Source organism: Streptomyces sp. NPDC059668 (assembly GCF_042734135.1).
GTDB lineage: Bacteria > Actinomycetota > Actinomycetes > Streptomycetales > Streptomycetaceae > Streptomyces.
Genome location: NZ_JBHWEL010000002.1, coordinates 150,754 through 170,089 on the forward strand (window position 1 = coordinate 150,754; position 19,336 = coordinate 170,089).

A 19,336-nucleotide genomic window follows, 5' to 3' on the forward strand; every position below is an offset into this window, starting at 1 on the left:
AGGATCGGATCTCATGGACCTGCTGAACACGCTGGTGGACAAGGGGCTTCGGCGCGAGCTGCCGACCCGTGACGAGGCGCTGGCCGTGCTGGCCACGTCCGACGACGACGTGCTCGACGTGGTGGCCGCGGCCGGAAAAGTCCGGCGGCACTGGTTCGGCCGTCGAGTGAAGCTCAACTACCTGGTCAACCTGAAGTCCGGGCTGTGCCCGGAGGACTGCTCGTACTGCTCGCAACGGCTCGGCTCCAAGGCCGACATCCTGAAGTACACCTGGCTCAAGCCCGACCAGGCCTCGCAGGCCGCGGCGGCGGGGCTGGCCGGGGGTGCCAAGCGGGTCTGCCTGGTGGCCAGCGGCCGCGGTCCGACCGACCGTGACGTGGACCGGGTCTCGGACACCATCAAGGCGATCAAGGACCAGCACGAGGACGTCGAGGTGTGCGCCTGCCTCGGCCTGCTCTCCGACGGTCAGGCCGAACGGCTGCGCGAGGCGGGCGCGGACGCCTACAACCACAACCTCAACACGTCCGAGGGGACGTACGGGGACATCACGACCACGCACACGTATGCCGACCGGGTGGACACCGTGCAGAAGGCGCACGCGGCGGGTCTGTCCGCCTGCTCCGGTCTGATCGCGGGCATGGGCGAGAGCGACGAGGACCTCGTGGACGTCGTCTACGCGCTGCGCGAGCTCGACCCCGACTCCGTTCCGGTGAACTTCCTGATCCCCTTCGAGGGGACCCCGCTCGCCAAGGAGTGGAACCTGACGCCGCAGCGGTGTCTGCGCATCCTGGCGATGGTCCGGTTCGTCTGCCCGGACGCCGAGGTCCGCATCGCGGGAGGCCGTGAGGTCCATCTGCGCACGATGCAGCCGCTCGCCCTCAACCTGGCCAACTCGATCTTCCTCGGCGACTACCTGACGAGCGAGGGCCAGGCCGGCCGGGCCGACCTGGAGATGATCGCGGACGCCGGGTTCGAGGTGGAGGGCGCGGGCGAGGTGACGCTGCCGGAGCACCGGGCGACGGCGGGCGCGGGCTGTGGCGCGCACGCGGACGCCGGCTGCGGGTCCCACGAGGGCGGTGGGTGCGGGTCGCACGAGGGTGGCGGTGGGTGCGGGTCGCACGAGGGTGGCGGCGTGTGCGGGTCGGCTCCGGCCGAGGTGCCCGCCGAGGCACGTACGGACCTGGTCGCCGTGCGCCGCCGAGGTGCCGGAACGGATCTCGCGCCCAATGCCTGACCTGTCCCTGCGGGAGCTGCTCGACCTGGACCGGCGCCACGTCTGGCATCCGTACGGCCCGATGCCGGGCCGGCAGGAACCGCTCGTCGTGGAGTCGGCGAGCGGGGTGCGGCTGCGGATGGCGGACGGCTCGGGCGACCTGGTCGACGGCATGTCGTCCTGGTGGTCGGCCATCCACGGCTACAACCACCCGGTGCTGAACGACGCGGCGCGCGGCCAGTTGGAACGCATGAGCCATGTGATGTTCGGCGGGCTCACGCACGAGCCCGCCGTGCGGCTGGCCAAGCGTCTGGTCGACATCTCCCCGGACGGTCTGGAGCACGTCTTCCTCGCCGACTCCGGTTCGGTCTCGGTCGAGGTCGCCGTCAAGATGTGTCTCCAGCACTGGCGTTCGCTCGGCCGCCCGGCCAAGCAGCGGCTGCTGACCTGGCGGGGCGGCTACCACGGAGACACCTGGCAGCCGATGTCGGTGTGCGACCCCGAGGGCGGGATGCACGAGCTGTGGCAGGGCGTGCTGCAACGCCAGGTCTTCGCGGACGCCCCGCCGGCCGGATACGAGGAGTCGTACGCCGCGCACCTGCGCGAGCTGATCGGGCGCCACGCTGACGAACTCGCCGCGGTGATCGTGGAGCCGGTGGTGCAGGGCGCGGGCGGGATGCGTTTCCACTCCCCCGCGTATCTGCGGGTGCTGCGGGAGGCCTGCGACGCGCACGACGTGCTGCTGGTGTTCGACGAGATCGCCACCGGCTTCGGCCGTACGGGCACGCTCTTCGCGGCGCAGCAGGCGGGCGTGACGCCGGACGTGATGTGCGTGGGCAAGGCGCTGACCGGCGGGTACCTGACCATGGCGGCGACGCTGTGCACGGCCCGGGTGGCCGAGGGCATCTCGCGCGGCGAGGTCCCGGTGCTCGCGCACGGCCCGACCTTCATGGGCAATCCGCTGGCCGCCGCGGTCGCCTGCGCCTCGATCGACCTGCTGCTCGGGCAGGACTGGCAGACCGAGGTCAAGCGGATCGAGGCGGGGCTGCGGGAGGGGCTGGCGGAGGCCTCCTCGATGCCGGGGGTCCGGGACGTGCGCGTGCTGGGCGCGATCGGTGTCGTCCAGCTCGACCACGAGGTGGACATGGCGGCGGCGACCGCCGCCGCCGTGCGCGAGGGAGTGTGGCTGCGGCCGTTCCGCGACCTCGTCTACACGATGCCGCCGTACGTCACCGGTGACGAGGACGTGGCACGGATCGCCCGCGCGGTCCGCGCGGCGGCGCGGGAGGGATGACATGACGGTCCTGGTGATCACGGGGACGGGCACGGAGGTGGGCAAGACGGTCACGACGGCCGCCGTCGCCGCCGCCGCCGTCGCCGCCGGACGGTCCGTGGCCGTCCTCAAGCCCGCGCAGACGGGCGTGGGTCCGCACGAGCGCGGCGACGCCGACGAGGTGGCCCGGCTCGCGGGGACGGTGACCACCCTCGAACTCGGCCGCTACCCCGAGCCCCTGGCCCCCGCCACGGCCGCGCGGCGGGCCCGGCTGGCCCCGGTGCGGCCCCCCGAGGTCGCGGACGCCGCGGCCAAACTGGCCGTCGAGCACGACCTCGTGCTGGTCGAGGGGGCAGGCGGTCTGCTCGTCCGCTTCGACGACGAGGGCGGCACGCTCGCGGACGCGGCGGCGCTGTTGGACGCGCCGTTGCTGCTCGTCGTGGCGGCGGGGCTCGGCACGCTGAACACGACCGAACTGACCGCGCGCGAGATCCGCCGCCGGGGCCTCGGCCTGGCCGGGCTCGTCATCGGCAGCTGGCCCGACTCCGCGGACCTGGCGTCCCGTTGCAACCTCGCGGACCTGCCGGTGGTGGCCGAGGCACCGCTGCTGGGTGCGCTGCCCGCTGGGGCCGGCGCCCGGCCGCCCGCCGCCTTCCGCGCCGGGGCACCGGGATGGCTGGCACCGGGGCTGGGCGGCACGTGGAACGCGGACACCTTCACCGCGTCCTGTTGAGCGGCCGCCGAAGGGTGTGACGGACTTTCACGGGGGACAATCACGGTAGGTCCCGTCCTCCCGGGAGGTCCGTCATGGCGTTCAGGTCGGCCGGCTCCGGCAAGGTGTCCCGGGACCCGGTGCGCCATCCGGTGTTCGCCCGCTACTACGCGCGGGTCAGCGTGGCCGCCGAGACCCGGATGGGCATGGGCGGCGTACGCGACCGGCTGCTCTCGGGACTCTCCGGCCGGGTCATCGAGATCGGCGCGGGCAACGGCCTGAACTTCGCGCACTATCCGGGTGCCGTCTCGGAGGTCGTCGCGATCGAACCGGAGCGGTGGCTGCGGCGGTCGGCCGTTCAGGCGGCGCTGCGCGCGGAGGTTCCGGTCGACGTGGTGCCGGGCGTGGCCGAGGCCCTGCCGGTCAAGAGCGAGGCCTTCGACGCGGCGGTGGTCTCGCTGGTGCTGTGCAGCGTGCGCGATGTGCCGCGGGCCCTGGCGGAGCTTCGGCGCGTGCTGCGGCCCGGCGGCACCGTGCGGTTCTTCGAGCACGGCACGGGGGGCGGACGCGTGATGGCGGCCGCCCAGCGCGGCCTGGACCGCACGGTGTGGCCACGGCTCAACGGCGGCTGCCGCCTGGCCCGTGACCCGATCGCCGCACTGCGCGACGCCGGGTTCGAACTCGGGCCGTACCGGCGGCTGTTGATGCCTGAGAAGGGGCCGCGGCTGCCCACCTCGTACTGCGTGCTGGGCTCCGCGTACCGGCCCGGCGTCCGGGAGGACCGGGCGTCCTAGCCCGGGAGGACGGAGCGTCCTGGCCCGGGCGGACCGAGCCTCCTGGCGGAGGCCGGCGCGTGACGGAGGCGGGCGCGTGACCGAGGCGGGCGCCTCACAGGCTCCACTGGCGCAGTTCCCGCGCGATGTCGTGCACGGTCGCCTCGCCGCCCTTCACCAGGCGGGCGAGTTCGCGCACCTGCTCTGGGGAGGTGACGACCTTGAGGCCGCTGGCGACGAGATAGGCGTACGCGACGGCCGAGGCGAACATCGCGTTGGAGCGTTCGAGCGCGGGGACGTGCAGCAGGAGCTGGAGCAGCGCGGCGGCGCGGTCGTGCGGACTGTCGTAGACGGGAATGCCGAATATCTCCGCCTCGTGCCGGCTGACGGCGGCGACGAGGGCTCCCCAGTCGGTGACCTGGGGGTCTCCGGGCGTCTTCTGTTCGGCGATCATGAGAAGCCAGGCAAGGTCGACTCTGAGACTGCTCAAGGGATCAACGACGACCTTCGCGGGAGCCTTCGCGGTCCGCGCCGAATTCCTCGGCGAAGACGGATTCGTACTGCTTCATGAAGTCGGACGCGGCGTCCACGAAGGTGTGGCCCACCTCCCCGGTGTCCTGTCTGACCAGCTCCTCGATGTACCGGTTCACGCTCATGCCGCGTGCCAGGGCCCGCTCGCGGGCGGCGCGGGCCGTGCCCTCGTCCACCCGTACGTTCAGTTGGGTCTTCGCCATACTTCGAAGCTAGCGCCGAAGTGCTAGCACCCGCAAGGGGCCGAGGCCGGACGACCCAATAATCCGGAGGGACACCCCCTGTGGGCGGGATCACATTACGCTCGGCCGGGACACGGATGCCGGGACATCGATCACCCAGGAGGCGGCCTTGCCCACATCAGCTGCGGAGCACGCCGTCGGCCCGGGGGGCGCCGACGGGATCGCCGCCCGTACCCGCGGCCTGACGAAGGCGTACGGCTCGGGCGAGACGACCGTCCTCGCCCTCGACTCGGTCGACGTGGCCATCGCGCGCGGCCGCTTCACCGCGGTCATGGGCCCTTCGGGCTCCGGGAAGTCGACGCTGATGCACTGTCTGGCCGGGCTCGACACCGTCTCGGCGGGACAGGTGTGGCTCGGTGACACCGAGATCACGGGGCTCAAGGACCGCGAGCTGACCCGGTTGCGCCGGGACCGGATCGGGTTCATGTTCCAGTCGTTCAACCTGATCCCGACGCTCAGCGCCGCCGAGAACATCACGCTGCCGATGGACATCGCGGGTCAGCGGCCGGACCGTGAGTGGCTGGACCAGGTCATCGACACACTGGGACTGCGCGACCGGCTCAAGCACCGTCCCGCCCAGCTCTCCGGCGGCCAGCAGCAGCGCGTCGCCTGCGCGCGGGCGCTCGCCTCGCGCCCCGAGCTGATCTTCGCGGACGAACCGACCGGCAACCTCGACTCCCGCGCGGGCCTCGAGGTCCTCGGCTTCCTGCGCGAAGCGGTCGACGAGCTCGGCCAGACCGTCGTCATGGTCACGCACGACCCCGGCGCGGCCGCCCACTCCGACCTGGTCCTCTTCCTCGCGGACGGGCGGATCGTGGACGAGATGGACCGGCCGACGGCGGAAGCGGTGCTGGAGCGCATGAAACGCTTCGACACGGTCCGGGCGAGCTCCGAGGGCACCGCTCCCGGCGACGGCGACTCCCGCCCGCCGAAGGAGGACGCGGCCGCCGTACCCGCCCAGGCGAGCGCCGCCGACCACGACGCGCCTCCCGCGCCGGACTCCGTGACGGACCCCAGCGGTGTGACGGCCGACGGCGTCGCCGGCCCCGTACCCCACGACAAGGACTGAGGCGGCCGTGCTCAAGGCGACTCTGCGCAGCTTCCTCGCCCACAAGGGGCGGCTGCTCCTCTCCGCACTGGCCGTCGTGCTGTCGGTGGCGTTCGTCGCCGGCAGCCTGATCTTCTCGGACACGGTCACCCGTACCTTCGACCGGCTCTTCGCCTCCACCTCGGCGGACGTGACCGTGTCGCCCAGGAACGAGCTCGACTCACAGATCCCGACCGGCGCCACCCCGACCCTGCCCGCCTCGCTCGCGGACCGGCTGGCGAAGGTCGACGGCGTCGCGGCCGCCCATGTCGACGCGGCCGTGGAGAACCTCACCATCGTCGACCGCGACAACGAGTCGGTCGGGCCGACCTCGGGCGCACCGACCATCGCCACCAACTGGCAGCCCAGCGACCGCAGTCCGGTGAAGCTGACCTCCGGCCACGCTCCGCACGGCGCCGGCGAGGCGCTGCTCGACGCGGACACCGCCGACCGCAAGCACGTCCGCGTCGGCGACACCCTGACCGTGCAGGCGCAGCCCGGCACGTTCGAGGTCCGGATCGTCGGCATCGCGACCTTCACCACCACCAACCCCGGTGCCGCGCTGCTGTTCCTCGACACCCCGACCGCGCAGACCAGGCTGCTGGGCAGCACCGCCGCCGCCACGAGCATCTCGCTGGACGCGGCGCCCGGCGTCGAGGACGCCACGCTCAAGCAGCGTGTCGCGGCCGAACTCGGCACGAAGACCTTCGACTTGAAGACGGCCGACGAGCAGGCCAAGGACGCCGCCGCGCAGCTCGGCGGTTTCCTGGACGTCATCAAGTACGTGATGCTCGGCTTCGCCGGGATCGCCGTGCTCGTCGGTGTCTTCCTCATCGTCAACACCTTCTCGATGCTCATCGCCCAACGCACCCGTGAACTGGGCCTGTTGCGCGCGCTGGGCGCCGACCGGCGACAGGTGCGACGGTCCGTGCTGACCGAGGCGCTGCTGCTCGGGCTGGTCGGCTCGACGCTGGGACTGGCCGCGGGGATCGGCCTCGCCCTCGGACTGATCCAGCTGATGACCGCGTTCGGGATGAACCTGAAGTCGACCGAGATGGTGATCGGTTGGCCGACCCCCGTCGCCTCGTACGTCGTCGGGGTCGGCGTCACCTTCGTGGCGGCCTACCTCCCGGCCCGGCGCGCGGCGGGCGTCTCCCCGATGGCGGCCCTCGCGGACGCCGAGGTCGCGGGGCTGGGAAGGCCGTTGCGGGTACGGGGCGTCGCGGGGTCGGTCGTGGGGCTGGTGGGCGTCGCCGCGCTGGGCGGGTGCGTCGCGGCGACGAAGACCTCGACGGCCGGCTCGCTGCTGGGCCTCGGGGTCGTCCTGACCCTGGTCGCGACGGTGATCGCGGGCCCGCTCCTGGTCCGACCGGTGATCAAGGTCCTGGGCGGGGCCTTCCCGGCCCTGTTCGGGTCGGTCGGCCGGATGAGCCAGCGCAACGCGCTGCGCAATCCCCGGCGCACCGGGGCCACCGCGTCCGCCCTGATGGTGGGTCTGGCCCTGGTCGGCGGGATGTCCGTGGCGAGCGCCTCCATGAGCAAGTCCTTCGACCAGCAGATCGACAAGACGCTGGGCGCCGACTTCGTCATCCAGAACAGCAACTTCGTGCCGTTCTCCCCCGAGGTCACCGACAAGGTGCGGGGGACGGACGGCGTCGCTCTCGTCGTCCGTCAGCGGTTCAGCCCGGTCGCGGTACGGCTGCCGGACGGCAAGCGGATCGAGTCGACCGCCACGGGCTACGACCCGCGGCTCGACGACGTCGCCCACCTCACGTACGCCCAGGGGGACACCGCGGCGGCGCTGGGCGCGGGGCATATCGCCATGGACGCCAAGTTCGCGCGGGAGCACGGCGTGCGGGTGGGCGGCACCGTCCCCGTCGAGTTCCCCGCCGGGCGGCACGCCGATCTGACGGTCGCCGCGCTCACCGACCAGGAGTCCGCCGAGGGATTCGGCATGCAGGGCGGTCTGTTCGTCGGGATCGGCACGATCGAGAAGTACGTGCCGGGCGGACAGGACTCCACGCTGTACGTGAACGCGGCCGCGGGCACGGGCGCCGACCGGCTGCGCCCGCTGCTGGAGAAGACGCTCAAGCCCTATCCGCAGGTGCAGGTGCGCGACCAGGCCGACTACAAGAAGCTGGTCCACGACCAGATCGCGGTACTGCTCTATCTCGTGTACGCCCTGCTCGGACTCGCGATCGTCATCGCGGTGCTCGGTGTGGTCAACACCCTGGCCCTGTCGGTCGTCGAGCGCACCCGGGAGATCGGACTGCTGCGTGCCATCGGTCTCGGCCGCCGCCAACTGCGCCGGATGATCCGTCTGGAGTCGGTGGTGATCGCCGTGTTCGGCGCGGTCCTCGGACTCGTGCTGGGGCTGGTCTGGGGTGTCTGTGTGCAGCAGGTGCTCGCGCTCCAGGGCCTGACGGCGTTCGCCGTGCCCTGGGCCACCGTCGTCGCGGTGGTGGTGGGTTCGGCCGTGGTGGGCATCGTCGCGGCGCTGCTGCCGGCGCTGCGGGCGTCACGCATGAACGTACTGGCGGCGATCGCGCACGAGTGAGGTACGCGCCTCCCGCCGTCCCCTGAGGTCGAGTCGCCTGCGAGAGAGGAGAGTTCGCGAGGCCCACGGATCAAGGCGTCCCAGATGGTGGAATTCCGGGTCGCCCCGCGGAGCGCGTGATGGGATCGGCGCATGACCGACCTGCTGATCCGGGCCGCGACGCCCGAGGACCTCGACACCGTGCTGGCCTTCTGGAAGGCAGCCGCCGAGGGCACGAGCATCAGTGACGACCGGGACGGCGTGGAGCGGCTGGTCGCCCGCGACCCCGAGGCACTGATCCTGGCCGAGCGGGAGGGGCAGCTCGTGGGGACGGTGATCGCGGGCTTCGACGGCTGGCGCTGCCATCTGTACCGGCTGGCGGTCCATCCCGGGCGGCGGCGTCTCGGCATCGGCTCGGCGCTGCTCGCCGCCGCCGAGGAGCGGTTCGTACGGCTCGGGGGGCGGCGCGGGGACGCGATGGTACTGCGACGGAACGAGACCGCGCAGCATGCGTGGCGGGCGGCCGGGTACGTGCCCGAGGAGGCCTGGCGACGGTGGGTGAAGCCGCTCACCGGCTAGGCCCCGCCCCGCCAGAGATGGCTCTTTGCTCATCCTTTACCATTGGAGGATCGTCAGATCACCACATCCTCCAATGGCTCAGTCGGCTCAGCCGTCTCAGCCGGCCCAGTGAAAGGTGTGAGCGTCCGCCCATGGGCGAACCTCCCGGTACCCGGCGTCGCGGTACCCGACATCGCGCGATCCCCCCGTCCCTGGCCGATCATGGGACGGAGGTGACCCGATGACCGAAGTGCTCCTCCTCCTGGTGGCGGTACTGCTCTCGCTGGCCTGCGGCGCCTTCGTCGCGGCCGAGTTCTCGCTGACCACGGTCGAGCGCAGCGAGCTGGAGCGTGCCGTCGAACGCGGCGAGCGCGGCGCTTCGGGCGCCCTCAAGGCCGTACGGAACCTCACCTTCCAGCTCTCCGGCGCCCAGCTCGGCATCACCGTCACCAATCTGGTCGTCGGCATGCTCTCCGAGTCGTCGATCGCCAAGCTCCTCGCCGGGCCCCTGGAGGCGGCCGGGATCTCCTCCTCCGCGTCCATGTCGGTGGCCCTGGTCATCGGTACGGCGCTGTCGACCCTCTTCCTGATGGTCGTCGGCGAGCTGGTGCCCAAGAACTGGGCGATCTCCGCGCCGCTCGCCATGGCCAAGCGGGTGGCGACGCCGCAGCGCTGGTTCAGCGCCGCGTTCCGCCCGTTCATCACGCATCTCAACAACACCGCGAACCGTGCCGTACGCCGGTTCGGCCTCGAACCGGCCGAGGAGCTGGCCTCCGCGCGCGGACCCCAGGAGCTGGTGGCCCTCGCCCGGCACTCCGCCAAGCAGGGCGCCCTGGAGGCGGACACCGCGGAGCTGTTCGTGCGCACGCTGAACCTCGCCGACCTGTCCGCGGAGAACGTGATGACCCCGCGTGTCCAGGTCATCGCGCTGGACATCCAGGCGACCTGCGCGGACGTGGCGAACGCGACGCGGGCGACCGGCCTGTCGCGTTTCCCGGTCCACCGCGGCAGCCTCGACGCCGTCGTCGGTGTCGCGCACATCAAGGACGTACTGGCGCTGCCCGCCGAGCGCAGGGCCCGGGTCCCCGTCTCCCAGATCATGCGCGAGCCCCTCTTCGTCCCGGAGTCGCTGACCGTCGACCGGCTGCTCGACCGGCTCTCCGGCAAGCGCACCATGGCCGTGGTCATCGACGAGTACGGCGGCACGGCCGGGGTCGCCACCCTGGAGGACATCGTCGAGGAGGTCGTCGGCGAGGTCCGTGACGAGCACGACCCCCACGAGACCCCCGATCTGGCCCCGGCCGACACCGACAGCGAGGGGCGCAGCCTCTACTCGGCCGACGGGTCGGCCCGCACGGACCAGCTGGCCCGCCTCGGCCTGCGGGTCCCGGACGGCCCGTACGAGACCCTGGCCGGCTTCCTCGCGACCGAGCTCGGCCGCATCCCGGCCGTCGGGGACAGCGTCGAGGTCGCCGGGTGGCGGCTCCAGGTGGTGGACGCCTCGGGGCGACGGGCCGCACGGGTACTTCTGCACGCACCGCTGGACCAGATCGGGGAAGGGACGCGATGACCGCCGTACAACTGCTGATCGGCCTGGCGACGCTGGTCGTGAACGCCTTCTTCGTGGGCGCCGAGTTCGCGCTGATCTCGGTGCGCCGCAGCCAGATCGAGCCCCATGCCGAGCGGGGCGACCGCAGGGCGCTCAGTGTGCTGTGGGGCCTGGAGCACGTGTCCGCGCTGCTGGCGGCCGCGCAGCTGGGCATCACCCTGTGCACGCTGGTCCTCGGCATCGTGGCCGAGCCCGCGATCGCGCACCTGCTGGAGCCGGTGTTCCACGCCGTGGGGGTGTCGCAGGGCGCCGGCCACGCGGTCTCCTTCGTGATCGCGCTCACCTTGGCGACGTATCTGCACATGCTCTTCGGCGAGATGGTCCCGAAGAACATCGCGCTCGCGGAACCGGTGCGCACCGCGCTGCTGCTCGGGCCGCCCCTGGTCGGCCTCTCCCGCGCGCTGCGCCCGGTGATCTTCACCGTCAACGCCTTCGCCAACAGCCTGCTGAAGCTGCTGCGGGTCGAGACGAAGGACGAGGTCGCCGCGGCCTTCTCCGACGACGAACTGGCCCGGCTGGTCAAGGACTCCGGGGCGGCCGGGCTCATCGACGACCGCGCCCAGGAGCGGCTGCACGACGTCCTGGAGCTCGGCCGCCGGCCCGTGCACGACGTCGTCCTCCCGCTGGAGGGCGTCGTGTACGCGAGCGTCGGCGTCACCCCCGAGGGGCTGGAGCGGCTCTCCGCCGAGTCCGGGTTCTCGCGCTTCCCGGTGGTGGACGAGGGACGCCGCATCGTCGGGTATCTGCACGTCAAGGACGCGCTGGACGCGGTGCCGCGCGACGTGCCGTTCCGGGTGGGGGACATGCGGCCCATCGCCCGCGTCCGGGAGAGCACCCCCCTGGACGACGTGCTCACCGCGATGCGGCGCAGCCGGACGCATCTCGCGGCGGTCATGGGCAGCGACGGACGTCTCGCGGGGCTGGTGACGATGGAGGACGTGCTGCGGGAGCTGTTCGGCCAGGCGGTCTGACGCGTCGGGCCGCTCGGCGCGATGCGGCTGGGGCGGCTGGGGCGGCAGGTGCGGCTGGGGGTAGCCTCGGGCGCCCCCAGCCCGGACCACCGCACACGCACCCGCACACGCACCCGCACGCCGGACCCGCGCATCGGGGCCGGACGGCGCACGCCGGGAGGCCCGACCGACCGACGAGTATGCGTGCGGGTTACCATCTTTTCCGCCATGCAGACGAATGCCACCTACACCAGTCTTGTCGCGGTCGGCGACTCCTTCACCGAGGGCATGTCGGACCTGTTGCCCGACGGTTCGTACCGCGGCTGGGCCGACATCCTGGCCGGCCGGATGGCCGCACTCACCCCCGGCTTCCGCTATGCCAACCTCGCGGTGCGCGGCAAGCTGATCGGGCAGATCGTGGCCGAGCAGGTCGACGTGGCGGCCGCCATGCGTCCCGACGTGATCACGCTGGTCGGCGGCCTCAACGACACCCTGCGCCCGAAGGTCGACATGGGCCGGGTCCGCGGGCTGCTGGAGGAGGCCGTGGAGCGGCTCGCCCCCGCCTGCGAGCAGCTCGTCCTGATGCGCAGCCCGGGCCGCAACGGTCCGGTGCTCGAACGGTTCCGGCCGCGCATGGAGGAGCTCTTCGGCGTCGTCGACTCCCTCGCGAAGCGACACGGCGCGCTGGTGGTCGACCTGTACGGGGCACCCTCGCTCTCCGATCCCCGGATGTGGGACGTGGACCGCCTGCACCTGACGCCCGACGGGCACCGCAGGGTCGCCGAGGCCGTCTGGCAGACGCTCGGACTCGCGGCGGAGGACCCCGACTGGCACGCGCCGGTGCCGCCCACGGCGCCGCCCGGCTGGACGGCCCGCCGCACCGCCGACGTCCGCTTCGCCAAGCAGCACCTGCTGCCGTGGATAGGCCGACGGCTCACCGGCCGCTCGTCGGGCGACGGACGCCCGGCCAAGCGGCCGGAGCTGCTGCCGTACGAGGGTCCGCTGGGGTAGGTACGGCGTCGCCGCGGAAGGCCCATCGGCGTACGCGGCGTACCCGTTTCCGTACGTAGGGCCGCCGCCCGAGTCGTACCCGTGCCGTACGAAAGAACCGGCCGGCGCCGGACGGCACCCCGCGGTCCACGCCGCCCGGGTCGCTTTTGTAGCTTCCGCCGACAAACCCCCCGGCGCTGGCCTGCAGGAATCGCCAGTAGAATCCGTACACGTGACTGCCGCGCCCGCAAAGCCCCGTATCCCGAACGTCCTCGCCGGACGCTACGCCTCCGCCGAGCTCGCCACGCTCTGGTCCCCCGAGCAGAAGGTGAGGCTGGAGCGTCAGCTCTGGCTCGCCGTGCTGCGGGCGCAGAAGGACCTCGGGATCGAGGTGCCGGACGCCGCCCTCGCCGACTACGAGCGGGTCCTCGACCAGGTCGACCTGGCCTCGATCGCCGCACGCGAGAAGGTCACCCGGCACGACGTGAAGGCGCGGATCGAGGAGTTCAACGACCTCGCCGGGCATGAGCAGGTGCACAAGGGCATGACGTCCCGGGACCTCACCGAGAACGTCGAGCAGCTGCAGATCCGGCTCTCGCTGGAGCTGATGCGCGACCGCACGGTGGCCGTCCTGGCGCGGCTCGGCAAGCTCGCGGGTGAGTACGCCGAACTGGTCATGGCGGGCCGCTCGCACAACGTCGCGGCGCAGGCGACCACCCTCGGCAAGCGTTTCGCGACGGCGGCGGACGAGCTGCTCGTCGCGTACGGCCGGGTCGAGGAACTGCTCGGCCGCTACCCGCTGCGCGGGATCAAGGGCCCGGTCGGCACGGCGCAGGACATGCTGGACCTGCTGGACGGGGACGCGTCGAAGCTCGCGGACCTGGAGCGGCGCGTCGCCGGGCACCTCGGCTTCTCGCAGGCCTTCACCTCCGTGGGCCAGGTCTACCCGCGCTCGCTGGACTACGAGGTCGTCACCGCGCTGGTGCAGCTCGCGGCGGCCCCGTCGTCGCTGGCCAAGACGATCCGGCTGATGGCCGGGCACGAGCTGGTCACCGAGGGCTTCAAGCCGGGCCAGGTCGGCTCGTCCGCCATGCCGCACAAGATGAACACCCGCTCCTGCGAGCGTGTCAACGGCCTGATGGTCATCCTGCGCGGCTACGCCTCGATGACCGGCGAGCTGGCGGGCGACCAGTGGAACGAGGGCGACGTCTCGTGTTCGGTGGTGCGCCGGGTCGCGCTGCCCGACGCGTTCTTCGCGCTCGACGGTCTGCTGGAGACCTTCCTCACCGTGCTCGACGAGTTCGGCGCGTTCCCCGCCGTCGTCGCCCGCGAGCTCGACCGCTACCTGCCGTTCCTCGCCACCACCAAGGTCCTGATGGGCGCGGTGCGGGCCGGTGTCGGGCGCGAGGTCGCGCACGAGGCGATCAAGGAGAACGCGGTCGCCTCCGCCCTCGCGATGCGTGAGCAGGGCGCCGAGCGCAACGAGCTGCTGGACAAGCTCGCCGCGGACGCGCGCATCCCGCTCGACCGCGCGCAGCTCGACGAGCTGATGGCCGACAAGCTGTCCTTCACGGGCGCCGCCGCCGACCAGGTCGCCGTCGTCGTCGCCCGGGTGGAGGAGATCGTGAAGCAGCACCCGGAGGCCGCGGGCTACACCCCGGGGGCGATCCTCTGACGCGGCTGACCCCCGCGGACCTGGAGGCCGCCCGCGACCGGCTCGTGCCGGATGTCGTCGCGGACGGCCTCCGTGTTCTGTTCTGCGGTATCAACCCCGGTCTGATGACGGCCGCCACGGGCCATCACTTCGCGCGCCCCGGCAACCGGTTCTGGCCGGTGCTCCACCTGTCGGGCTTCACCCCCCGCCTGTTGAAGCCCTCGGAGCAGGACGAGCTGCTGTCGTACGGGCTCGGCATCACCAACGTGGTGGCGCGGGCGACGGCACGGGCCGACGAACTGACCCCGGACGAGTACCGGGAGGGCGGCCGGCTGCTCGGCGCGAAGGTGGAGCGGCTGCGTCCGCGGTGGCTCGCGGTGGTGGGCGTGACCGCGTACCGGTCGGCGTTCGGCGAACGCCGCGCGGCGATCGGCCCCCAGGAGCGGACCATCGGGTCGAGCCGGGTGTGGGTGCTGCCGAATCCCAGTGGGCTCAACGCGCACTGGACGGCCGCGACGATGGCGGAGGAGTTCGGGCGCCTGCGGTCGGCCGCCGACGAGGACCGGCTGCCTTAGCCACCGGGGTCACGCGTCCTGCCGTCGTCAGCTCCACGGGTCGCACGTCCCGCCGTCGTCAGCTCCACGGGTCGCACGTCCCGCCGACGTCAGCTCCACGGGTCGCACGCCCGGGCGGCGTCAGCTCCACGGTCACGCGTCCCGCCGGCGCACGCTCCACGCGCCCGCGAGCAGTGCGCCGGCGGCCCACAGCGCGGTCACCCCGAGCCCGGCCCAGGGCCCCGGGCCGCCGTCCGCCGATGTGTGCAGCACCGCCTGTCCCGCCTTGTCGGGCAGGAAGTCGGCCACGGTGCCCGAGGCTCCCCCGACGACGAAGGACACGATCAGCAGGAACGGGACGAGCATGCTCAGGGTGGCGACACCGCTGCGCAGAACAGCCGCGAGCCCCGCGGCGAACAGGGCCATCAGCATCAGATACACGGCACAGCCGACGACGCCGCGCAGTTCCTCCCCCCGGCTCAGCCCGCTCGCCCTGTCTCCCAGCACCGAGGTCCCCACGACCAGGCTCACGCCTCCCGTGACCAGACCGGTCACCAGCGCCGGTATCGCGATCGCCACCGCCTTGGCGAGGAACCACCGCACCCGGTCGGGGACCGCGGCGAGCGAGACACGCAGGGCGCCGCCCCGGAACTCGGCCGAGACCGCCTGCGCGCCGAAGGTGATCGCCGCGATCTGCCCGAAGCTGACGCCGAAGAACACCGAGAACAGCGGGTCGAAGTCCTGGTCCCCCGAGTCGTCGAGGCCGGCCAGCGCGGAGAAGGCCGTCGTGGCCAGGAGGACGGCGACCAGTCCCCCGACGAGCGACCGCAGCGTACGGATCTTGATCCACTCGGCGCGGAGTGCGGGTACGAACGTCATGGTCATGCCTCCTGAGGCTGCGTCGGGGCCGGGCGGCCGGCGAACTCGGTCTCGTTCGCGGTCAGATCGAGGTACGCCTGCTCCAACGTCGCTTCCTCCGCCGCGAGTTCGAGGATCGGCAGGTTCGCGTCCGCGGCGAGGCGCCCGATGTCGTCCACGCGCGCGTCGAGGACGGTCCAGCGTCCGTCCTCCCCCGGGACGGCTTCGATGCCGTGCCGGGCGAGCAGGTCGCCCAGCACGGCACCGTCGGTGGTGCGCACCCGTACCCGGGGCTGCACGCGCGCGTCGATGAACTCGCGCATGGGCGTGTCGGCGAGGAGCCGTCCCCGGCCGAGGACGACGAGGTGGTCGGCGAAGGACGCGGTCTCGTTCATGAGGTGGCTGGAGACGAGGACCGTGCGGCCCTCCCGGGCCATCCCGCGCATCAACTCCCTGATCCAGATGATCCCTTCGGGGTCGAGCCCGTTCGACGGCTCGTCCAGCAGTACCACGGGCGGGTCGCCGAGGAGCGCGGCGGCGATGCCCAGCCGCTGACGCATGCCCAGGGAGTACGTCTTCACCCGGCGCCGCGCGACCGACGCGAGCCCCGCCTCCTCCAGGACCTGGTCCACCCGGCGTTCGGGGACCCGGTTGCTCGCGGCCAGCACGCGCAGATGGTCGCGGGCGGTCCGCGATCCGTGCGCGGCCCCCGCGTCGAGCAGGGCGCCCACGTGGCGCAGCGGCTCGTGGAGGCCGGCGTACGCGCGGCCGCCGATACGGGCGCTGCCGGACGTGGGCCGGTCCAGGCCCAGTACGAGCCGCAAGGTGGTGGACTTTCCGGCGCCGTTGGGGCCGAGGAATCCGGTGACGCGGCCCGGGAGGACACGGAAGGTGAGGTGGTCCACGGCGCGCCTGCCGCCGTACTCCTTGGTCAGGTCTTGGACGTCGATACTGGTCATGGGCTCAGCGTGGCCGTCGCTGACCGGTCGTCACCTCCCCCGCGGGTGGAGATCGTCTCCCCCGCCCGGGGGAGGCCGACCGCCGGTGCCGCCTGGCACGATGGCGCGATGGCCCGCCTTCTGCGCCCGCTGTGCCGGGGGACGACGTACACCCGCCTGCTGCACCTGTGGGTGCCCATGCTGTTCGTCAGCGTGTGGCTGTTCATCGACATGTCGAAGCCCTGGGTGCCCGCGGCGCTGCTGATCCCGCTGGGGCTGATCCCGGCCGTGCGGCGCGGCGAGGGGGTGCAGGCGCGCCACATGCTGGCGCGCGACAGCGAGGACACGGCCATCTCGGTCACGCCCTCGGCCACGTGGCGGGACAGATGGCGGACCGTGCTCTGGCTGGAGGCGCGGATGGTGACGGGCGCGGTGGCCTGCGTACTCACCGTCTGGCTGCCGGCGATCGCCGTCGACGTGCTCAGGGCGGCGTGGAGCCCGGTCGACGGCCCGGTCGTGTCGGTGTCCCATCCGCACTGGGCCTACGCACTCCTCGTCCCGTTCCCGCTGCTCGCCCTCTACGGAGGGGTGGTCGGCCTCGGCGAGCTGACCACGGCCGTCGCGCGCCGCCTGCTCGGCCCCTCCCCCGCCGAGCGGCTCACCGCCCTGGAGGAGCGCACCGAACAGCTTCTGGAGCGCACCCGCATCGCCCGGGAGCTGCACGACTCGATCGGTCACGCGCTGACGGTGGCGGTGGTGCAGGCGGGCGCCGCGCGCGCGGTGGGAGACCCCGCGTTCACCGACCGGGCCCTCGGCGCCATCGAGGACACCGGCCGGGCCGCCCTGGAGGATCTCGAACGGGTGCTCGGTGTGCTGCGCGAGCCAGGGCGCCCGGCGAGCGGCAGGCCGACGCTGGCCGAGGCCGACCGGCTCCTGGACTCGGCGCGCGCCTCGGGGGCGGCGGTGGACGCCGAGGTGACGGGTCCGCTGGAGACCGTGCCGGGGCCGGTGTCCCGCGAGGGGTACCGCATCCTCCAGGAGTCGCTCACCAATGTGCTGCGGCACGCGGGCGGTGTACCGGTCCGGGTGCGCATCGCGGTCGGGGGCGACAGCCTCGGCCTGGAGGTCCGCAGTCCCCTGAACGGGGAGGTACCGCGCCCCGGGCGGGGCAGCGGGCTGCGCGGGATACGGGAGCGGGCGGCGCTGCTCGGCGGACGGGCGCGGACCGGCCCCGACGAGGGCGACTGGCAGGTGCGTGTGGACCTGCCGCTGCGGTGATCCGTGCCCCGGTCGGCGCCCGCTGACCCGTGCCGGACGTCACGAACCGGCCCGGCGGGTCGGCACCGGCCGCGCGCGGTGGTCCGGAACCGGTGCCGGAGGCCAAAGCCGGTGCCGGGCCGGGCCCCTGACGCGCCGTTGAATGTGAGCGACCGCGCCCCTGACGGGCCGTAGGACGTGATCTACGCTGGCGGGATGCCGGTCACCGTTCTCCTCGTCGACGACGAACCCCTCGTACGGGCCGGGCTGCGCGCCGTCCTGGAGTCGCAGCCGGACATCGAGGTCGTCGGGGAGGCGGCCGACGGTGCCGCGGTGATCCCGCTGGTACGGCAGTTGCGTCCGCGGGTGGTCGCCATGGACGTGCGCATGCCCCTCATGGACGGCATCGAGGCCACCCGCGCGGTGCTGCGGACCGTCAGCGATCCACCGAAGATCCTCGTGGTGACGACGTTCGAGAACGACGAGTACGTCTACGAGGCGCTGCGCGCGGGTGCCGACGGATTCCTGCTGAAACGGGCGCGGCCCGCCGAGATCGTGCACGCCGTACGGCTGGTGGCCGAGGGCGAGTCCCTGCTCTTCCCCGCCTCCGTACGGCAGTTGGCCGCCGCGTACGGAGACGGAGCGGGCAGTCCCGCGGCACGGGCGGCCATGGAGCGGGCCGCGCTGACCGAGCGGGAGGCGGCCGTGCTGCGGCTGATGACGCGAGGGCTGTCGAACGCGGAGATCGCGGCGCGGCTGGTGGTCGGCACCGAGACGGTGAAGTCCCACGTCAGCTCCGTACTGGCCAAACTGGGCGCCCGGGACCGCACCCAGGCGGTCATAGCGGCGTACGAGTCGGGGTTCGTGGCCCCGGGCTGAGAACGACCCGCCGGTGGCGAAGTGGTCCCCGGCCCTCGCCGGAGCGCGCCGCGCCGAGTACGATCCGGCCAACACGCGCGCTAGCTGGGAGGACGGACGTTGGGGCGGTTGACCGGCGGGGACCCTTCTCTGCTGCGAAGGATCAATTCCGCGGTGGTGCTGCACGCGCTGCGGACCACCGACTGCGCGACCCTCACCGAGGTCACCCGGGTGACCGGGCTGTCGCGGCCGACGGTCGAGGGCGTCGTCGAAGGGCTGATCGAGGCCGGACTCGTGGTCGAGAAGGCGGCCGAGGAGGGCGCCGCACGGCGCCAGGGCCGCCCGGCACGCCGGTTCAGGTTCCGGGCCGAGGCGGGTCATCTGCTGGGTCTGGAGATCGGTCCGCACCGCGTCAGCGTGCTCCTGGCCGATCTGGACGGGCGGGTCCTGGGCGCCCTGTCCAAGGAGGTGGACGAGACGGCGCCGGCGGACGAGCGGCTCGACCGGCTGCGCACAGCGGTCGCCGAGCTGCTGCGCCGGGCCGGTGTCGCCCGCAGCTCGCTGCGCGCGGTGGGCGTCGGAAGCCCCGGGATCGTCGAGGCGGACGGCACCGTCCGGCTGGGCACCGCGTTGCCGGAGTGGACGGGGCTGCGGCTGGGCGAGCGCCTGAGCCGTTCCTTCAAGTGCCCGGTGCTGGTGGAGAACGACGCCAACGCGGCGGCGGTCGCCGAGCACTGGAAGGG

At 72.8% G+C, this 19,336-nt stretch carries 19 protein-coding genes; 15 read left to right on the plus strand and 4 right to left on the minus strand.

Annotated features, from left to right (window positions below; translation table 11 throughout):
* Positions 1–13: 13 nt before the first annotated feature.
* The 4 genes from bioB to ACFV2J_RS03170 all read left to right on the plus strand — a co-directional run bounded on the left by bioB (position 14) and on the right by ACFV2J_RS03170 (position 3,992).
* Positions 14–1,234 (plus strand): biotin synthase BioB, encoded by a 1,221-nt coding sequence (gene bioB, locus ACFV2J_RS03155; RefSeq protein ID WP_385085890.1) that lies wholly within the window; start codon positions 14–16, stop codon positions 1,232–1,234.
* Positions 1,227–2,507 (plus strand): adenosylmethionine--8-amino-7-oxononanoate transaminase, encoded by a 1,281-nt coding sequence (locus tag ACFV2J_RS03160; protein ID WP_385437122.1) that lies wholly within the window; start codon positions 1,227–1,229, stop codon positions 2,505–2,507. The genes bioB and ACFV2J_RS03160 overlap by 8 nt, the downstream gene beginning before the upstream one ends.
* Before the next feature lies 1 nt (position 2,508).
* A complete protein-coding gene (bioD, locus tag ACFV2J_RS03165) occupies positions 2,509–3,219 on the plus strand; it encodes a dethiobiotin synthase (protein WP_385085886.1) in 711 nt (236 codons plus the stop codon).
* Positions 3,220–3,293: 74 nt separating this feature from the next.
* On the plus strand, positions 3,294–3,992 hold the full coding sequence (locus ACFV2J_RS03170; RefSeq protein ID WP_385085884.1) for a class I SAM-dependent methyltransferase: 699 nt from the start codon (positions 3,294–3,296) through the stop codon (positions 3,990–3,992).
* A 94-nt stretch (positions 3,993–4,086) separates the two neighbouring features.
* Here ACFV2J_RS03170 and ACFV2J_RS03175 read toward each other — a convergent pair whose 3' ends face one another.
* Both ACFV2J_RS03175 and ACFV2J_RS03180 read right to left on the minus strand, forming a co-directional pair.
* The gene (locus tag ACFV2J_RS03175) at positions 4,087–4,461 is read right to left on the minus strand and encodes a fic family toxin-antitoxin system, toxin component (protein ID WP_153291864.1); all 375 of its coding nucleotides are present in this window, start codon (positions 4,459–4,461) and stop codon (positions 4,087–4,089) included.
* Between the two features lie 4 nt (positions 4,462–4,465).
* Positions 4,466–4,705, minus strand: coding sequence for a toxin-antitoxin system HicB family antitoxin (locus ACFV2J_RS03180; RefSeq protein WP_385085882.1), 240 nt, complete (start codon positions 4,703–4,705; stop codon positions 4,466–4,468).
* A gap of 148 nt (positions 4,706–4,853) precedes the next feature.
* Here ACFV2J_RS03180 and ACFV2J_RS03185 point away from each other — a divergent pair, with 148 nt between their 5' ends.
* From ACFV2J_RS03185 to mug, 8 genes are all read left to right on the plus strand, one after another.
* Positions 4,854–5,813 (plus strand): ABC transporter ATP-binding protein, encoded by a 960-nt coding sequence (locus tag ACFV2J_RS03185; RefSeq protein WP_385085880.1) that lies wholly within the window; start codon positions 4,854–4,856, stop codon positions 5,811–5,813.
* Positions 5,814–5,820: 7 nt separating this feature from the next.
* Entirely contained in the window at positions 5,821–8,388 is a 2,568-nt protein-coding gene (locus ACFV2J_RS03190) for an FtsX-like permease family protein (protein ID WP_385085878.1), read from the plus strand.
* A gap of 132 nt (positions 8,389–8,520) precedes the next feature.
* On the plus strand, positions 8,521–8,946 hold the full coding sequence (locus ACFV2J_RS03195; protein WP_385085876.1) for a GNAT family N-acetyltransferase: 426 nt from the start codon (positions 8,521–8,523) through the stop codon (positions 8,944–8,946).
* Positions 8,947–9,166: 220 nt separating this feature from the next.
* Positions 9,167–10,495, plus strand: coding sequence for a hemolysin family protein (locus ACFV2J_RS03200; RefSeq protein ID WP_385085875.1), 1,329 nt, complete (start codon positions 9,167–9,169; stop codon positions 10,493–10,495).
* Entirely contained in the window at positions 10,492–11,505 is a 1,014-nt protein-coding gene (locus ACFV2J_RS03205) for a hemolysin family protein (RefSeq protein WP_385085873.1), read from the plus strand. The genes ACFV2J_RS03200 and ACFV2J_RS03205 overlap by 4 nt, the downstream gene beginning before the upstream one ends.
* 207 nt (positions 11,506–11,712) lie before the next feature.
* Positions 11,713–12,495 (plus strand): SGNH/GDSL hydrolase family protein, encoded by a 783-nt coding sequence (locus ACFV2J_RS03210; RefSeq protein ID WP_385437127.1) that lies wholly within the window; start codon positions 11,713–11,715, stop codon positions 12,493–12,495.
* Positions 12,496–12,706: 211 nt separating this feature from the next.
* Positions 12,707–14,149 carry an adenylosuccinate lyase gene (gene purB / locus ACFV2J_RS03215; RefSeq protein WP_385085869.1) on the plus strand — a complete coding sequence of 481 codons (1,443 nt, stop codon included), beginning with the start codon at positions 12,707–12,709 and terminating at the stop codon, positions 14,147–14,149.
* Entirely contained in the window at positions 14,146–14,703 is a 558-nt protein-coding gene (gene mug, locus ACFV2J_RS03220; RefSeq protein WP_385437183.1) for a G/U mismatch-specific DNA glycosylase, read from the plus strand. Before purB ends, mug begins: the two co-directional genes overlap by 4 nt.
* Before the next feature lie 132 nt (positions 14,704–14,835).
* On the opposite strand, the gene ACFV2J_RS03225 is transcribed toward mug, so the two are convergent.
* Together ACFV2J_RS03225 and ACFV2J_RS03230 are read right to left on the minus strand one after the other, a co-directional pair.
* Entirely contained in the window at positions 14,836–15,561 is a 726-nt protein-coding gene (locus ACFV2J_RS03225; protein WP_385437130.1) for an ABC transporter permease, read from the minus strand.
* Positions 15,562–15,563: 2 nt separating this feature from the next.
* Positions 15,564–16,499: an ATP-binding cassette domain-containing protein gene (locus tag ACFV2J_RS03230; RefSeq protein WP_385085865.1), complete on the minus strand. Its 936-nt coding sequence runs from the start codon at positions 16,497–16,499 to the stop codon at positions 15,564–15,566.
* Positions 16,500–16,607: 108 nt separating this feature from the next.
* On the opposite strand from ACFV2J_RS03230, the gene ACFV2J_RS03235 reads away from it, so the two are divergent.
* The 3 genes from ACFV2J_RS03235 to ACFV2J_RS03245 all read left to right on the plus strand — a co-directional run.
* Complete coding sequence (locus tag ACFV2J_RS03235) at positions 16,608–17,756, plus strand: sensor histidine kinase (protein ID WP_385085863.1); 1,149 nt, start codon at positions 16,608–16,610, stop codon at positions 17,754–17,756.
* A gap of 195 nt (positions 17,757–17,951) precedes the next feature.
* Positions 17,952–18,614 carry a response regulator gene (locus ACFV2J_RS03240; RefSeq protein WP_385437133.1) on the plus strand — a complete coding sequence of 221 codons (663 nt, stop codon included), beginning with the start codon at positions 17,952–17,954 and terminating at the stop codon, positions 18,612–18,614.
* A 99-nt stretch (positions 18,615–18,713) separates the two neighbouring features.
* Positions 18,714–19,336, plus strand: a 623-nt coding sequence (locus ACFV2J_RS03245) for an ROK family transcriptional regulator (RefSeq protein ID WP_385437135.1), incomplete at its 3' end; no start/stop codon positions are given.

Coding starts and splice junctions, on each gene's coding strand:
- ACFV2J_RS03240 (WP_385437133.1), top strand. CDS start 17,952: ATGCCGGTCACCGTTCTCCTCGTCGACGACGAACCCCTCGTACGGGCC.
- ACFV2J_RS03235 (WP_385085863.1), top strand. CDS start 16,608: ATGGCCCGCCTTCTGCGCCCGCTGTGCCGGGGGACGACGTACACCCGC.
- bioB (WP_385085890.1), top strand. CDS start 14: ATGGACCTGCTGAACACGCTGGTGGACAAGGGGCTTCGGCGCGAGCTG.
- ACFV2J_RS03170 (WP_385085884.1), top strand. CDS start 3,294: ATGGCGTTCAGGTCGGCCGGCTCCGGCAAGGTGTCCCGGGACCCGGTG.
- ACFV2J_RS03230 (WP_385085865.1), bottom strand. CDS start 16,499: ATGACCAGTATCGACGTCCAAGACCTGACCAAGGAGTACGGCGGCAGG.
- ACFV2J_RS03160 (WP_385437122.1), top strand. CDS start 1,227: ATGCCTGACCTGTCCCTGCGGGAGCTGCTCGACCTGGACCGGCGCCAC.
- ACFV2J_RS03200 (WP_385085875.1), top strand. CDS start 9,167: ATGACCGAAGTGCTCCTCCTCCTGGTGGCGGTACTGCTCTCGCTGGCC.
- ACFV2J_RS03180 (WP_385085882.1), bottom strand. CDS start 4,705: ATGGCGAAGACCCAACTGAACGTACGGGTGGACGAGGGCACGGCCCGC.
- ACFV2J_RS03210 (WP_385437127.1), top strand. CDS start 11,713: ATGCAGACGAATGCCACCTACACCAGTCTTGTCGCGGTCGGCGACTCC.
- bioD (WP_385085886.1), top strand. CDS start 2,509: ATGACGGTCCTGGTGATCACGGGGACGGGCACGGAGGTGGGCAAGACG.
- ACFV2J_RS03195 (WP_385085876.1), top strand. CDS start 8,521: ATGACCGACCTGCTGATCCGGGCCGCGACGCCCGAGGACCTCGACACC.
- ACFV2J_RS03205 (WP_385085873.1), top strand. CDS start 10,492: ATGACCGCCGTACAACTGCTGATCGGCCTGGCGACGCTGGTCGTGAAC.
- ACFV2J_RS03225 (WP_385437130.1), bottom strand. CDS start 15,561: ATGACGTTCGTACCCGCACTCCGCGCCGAGTGGATCAAGATCCGTACG.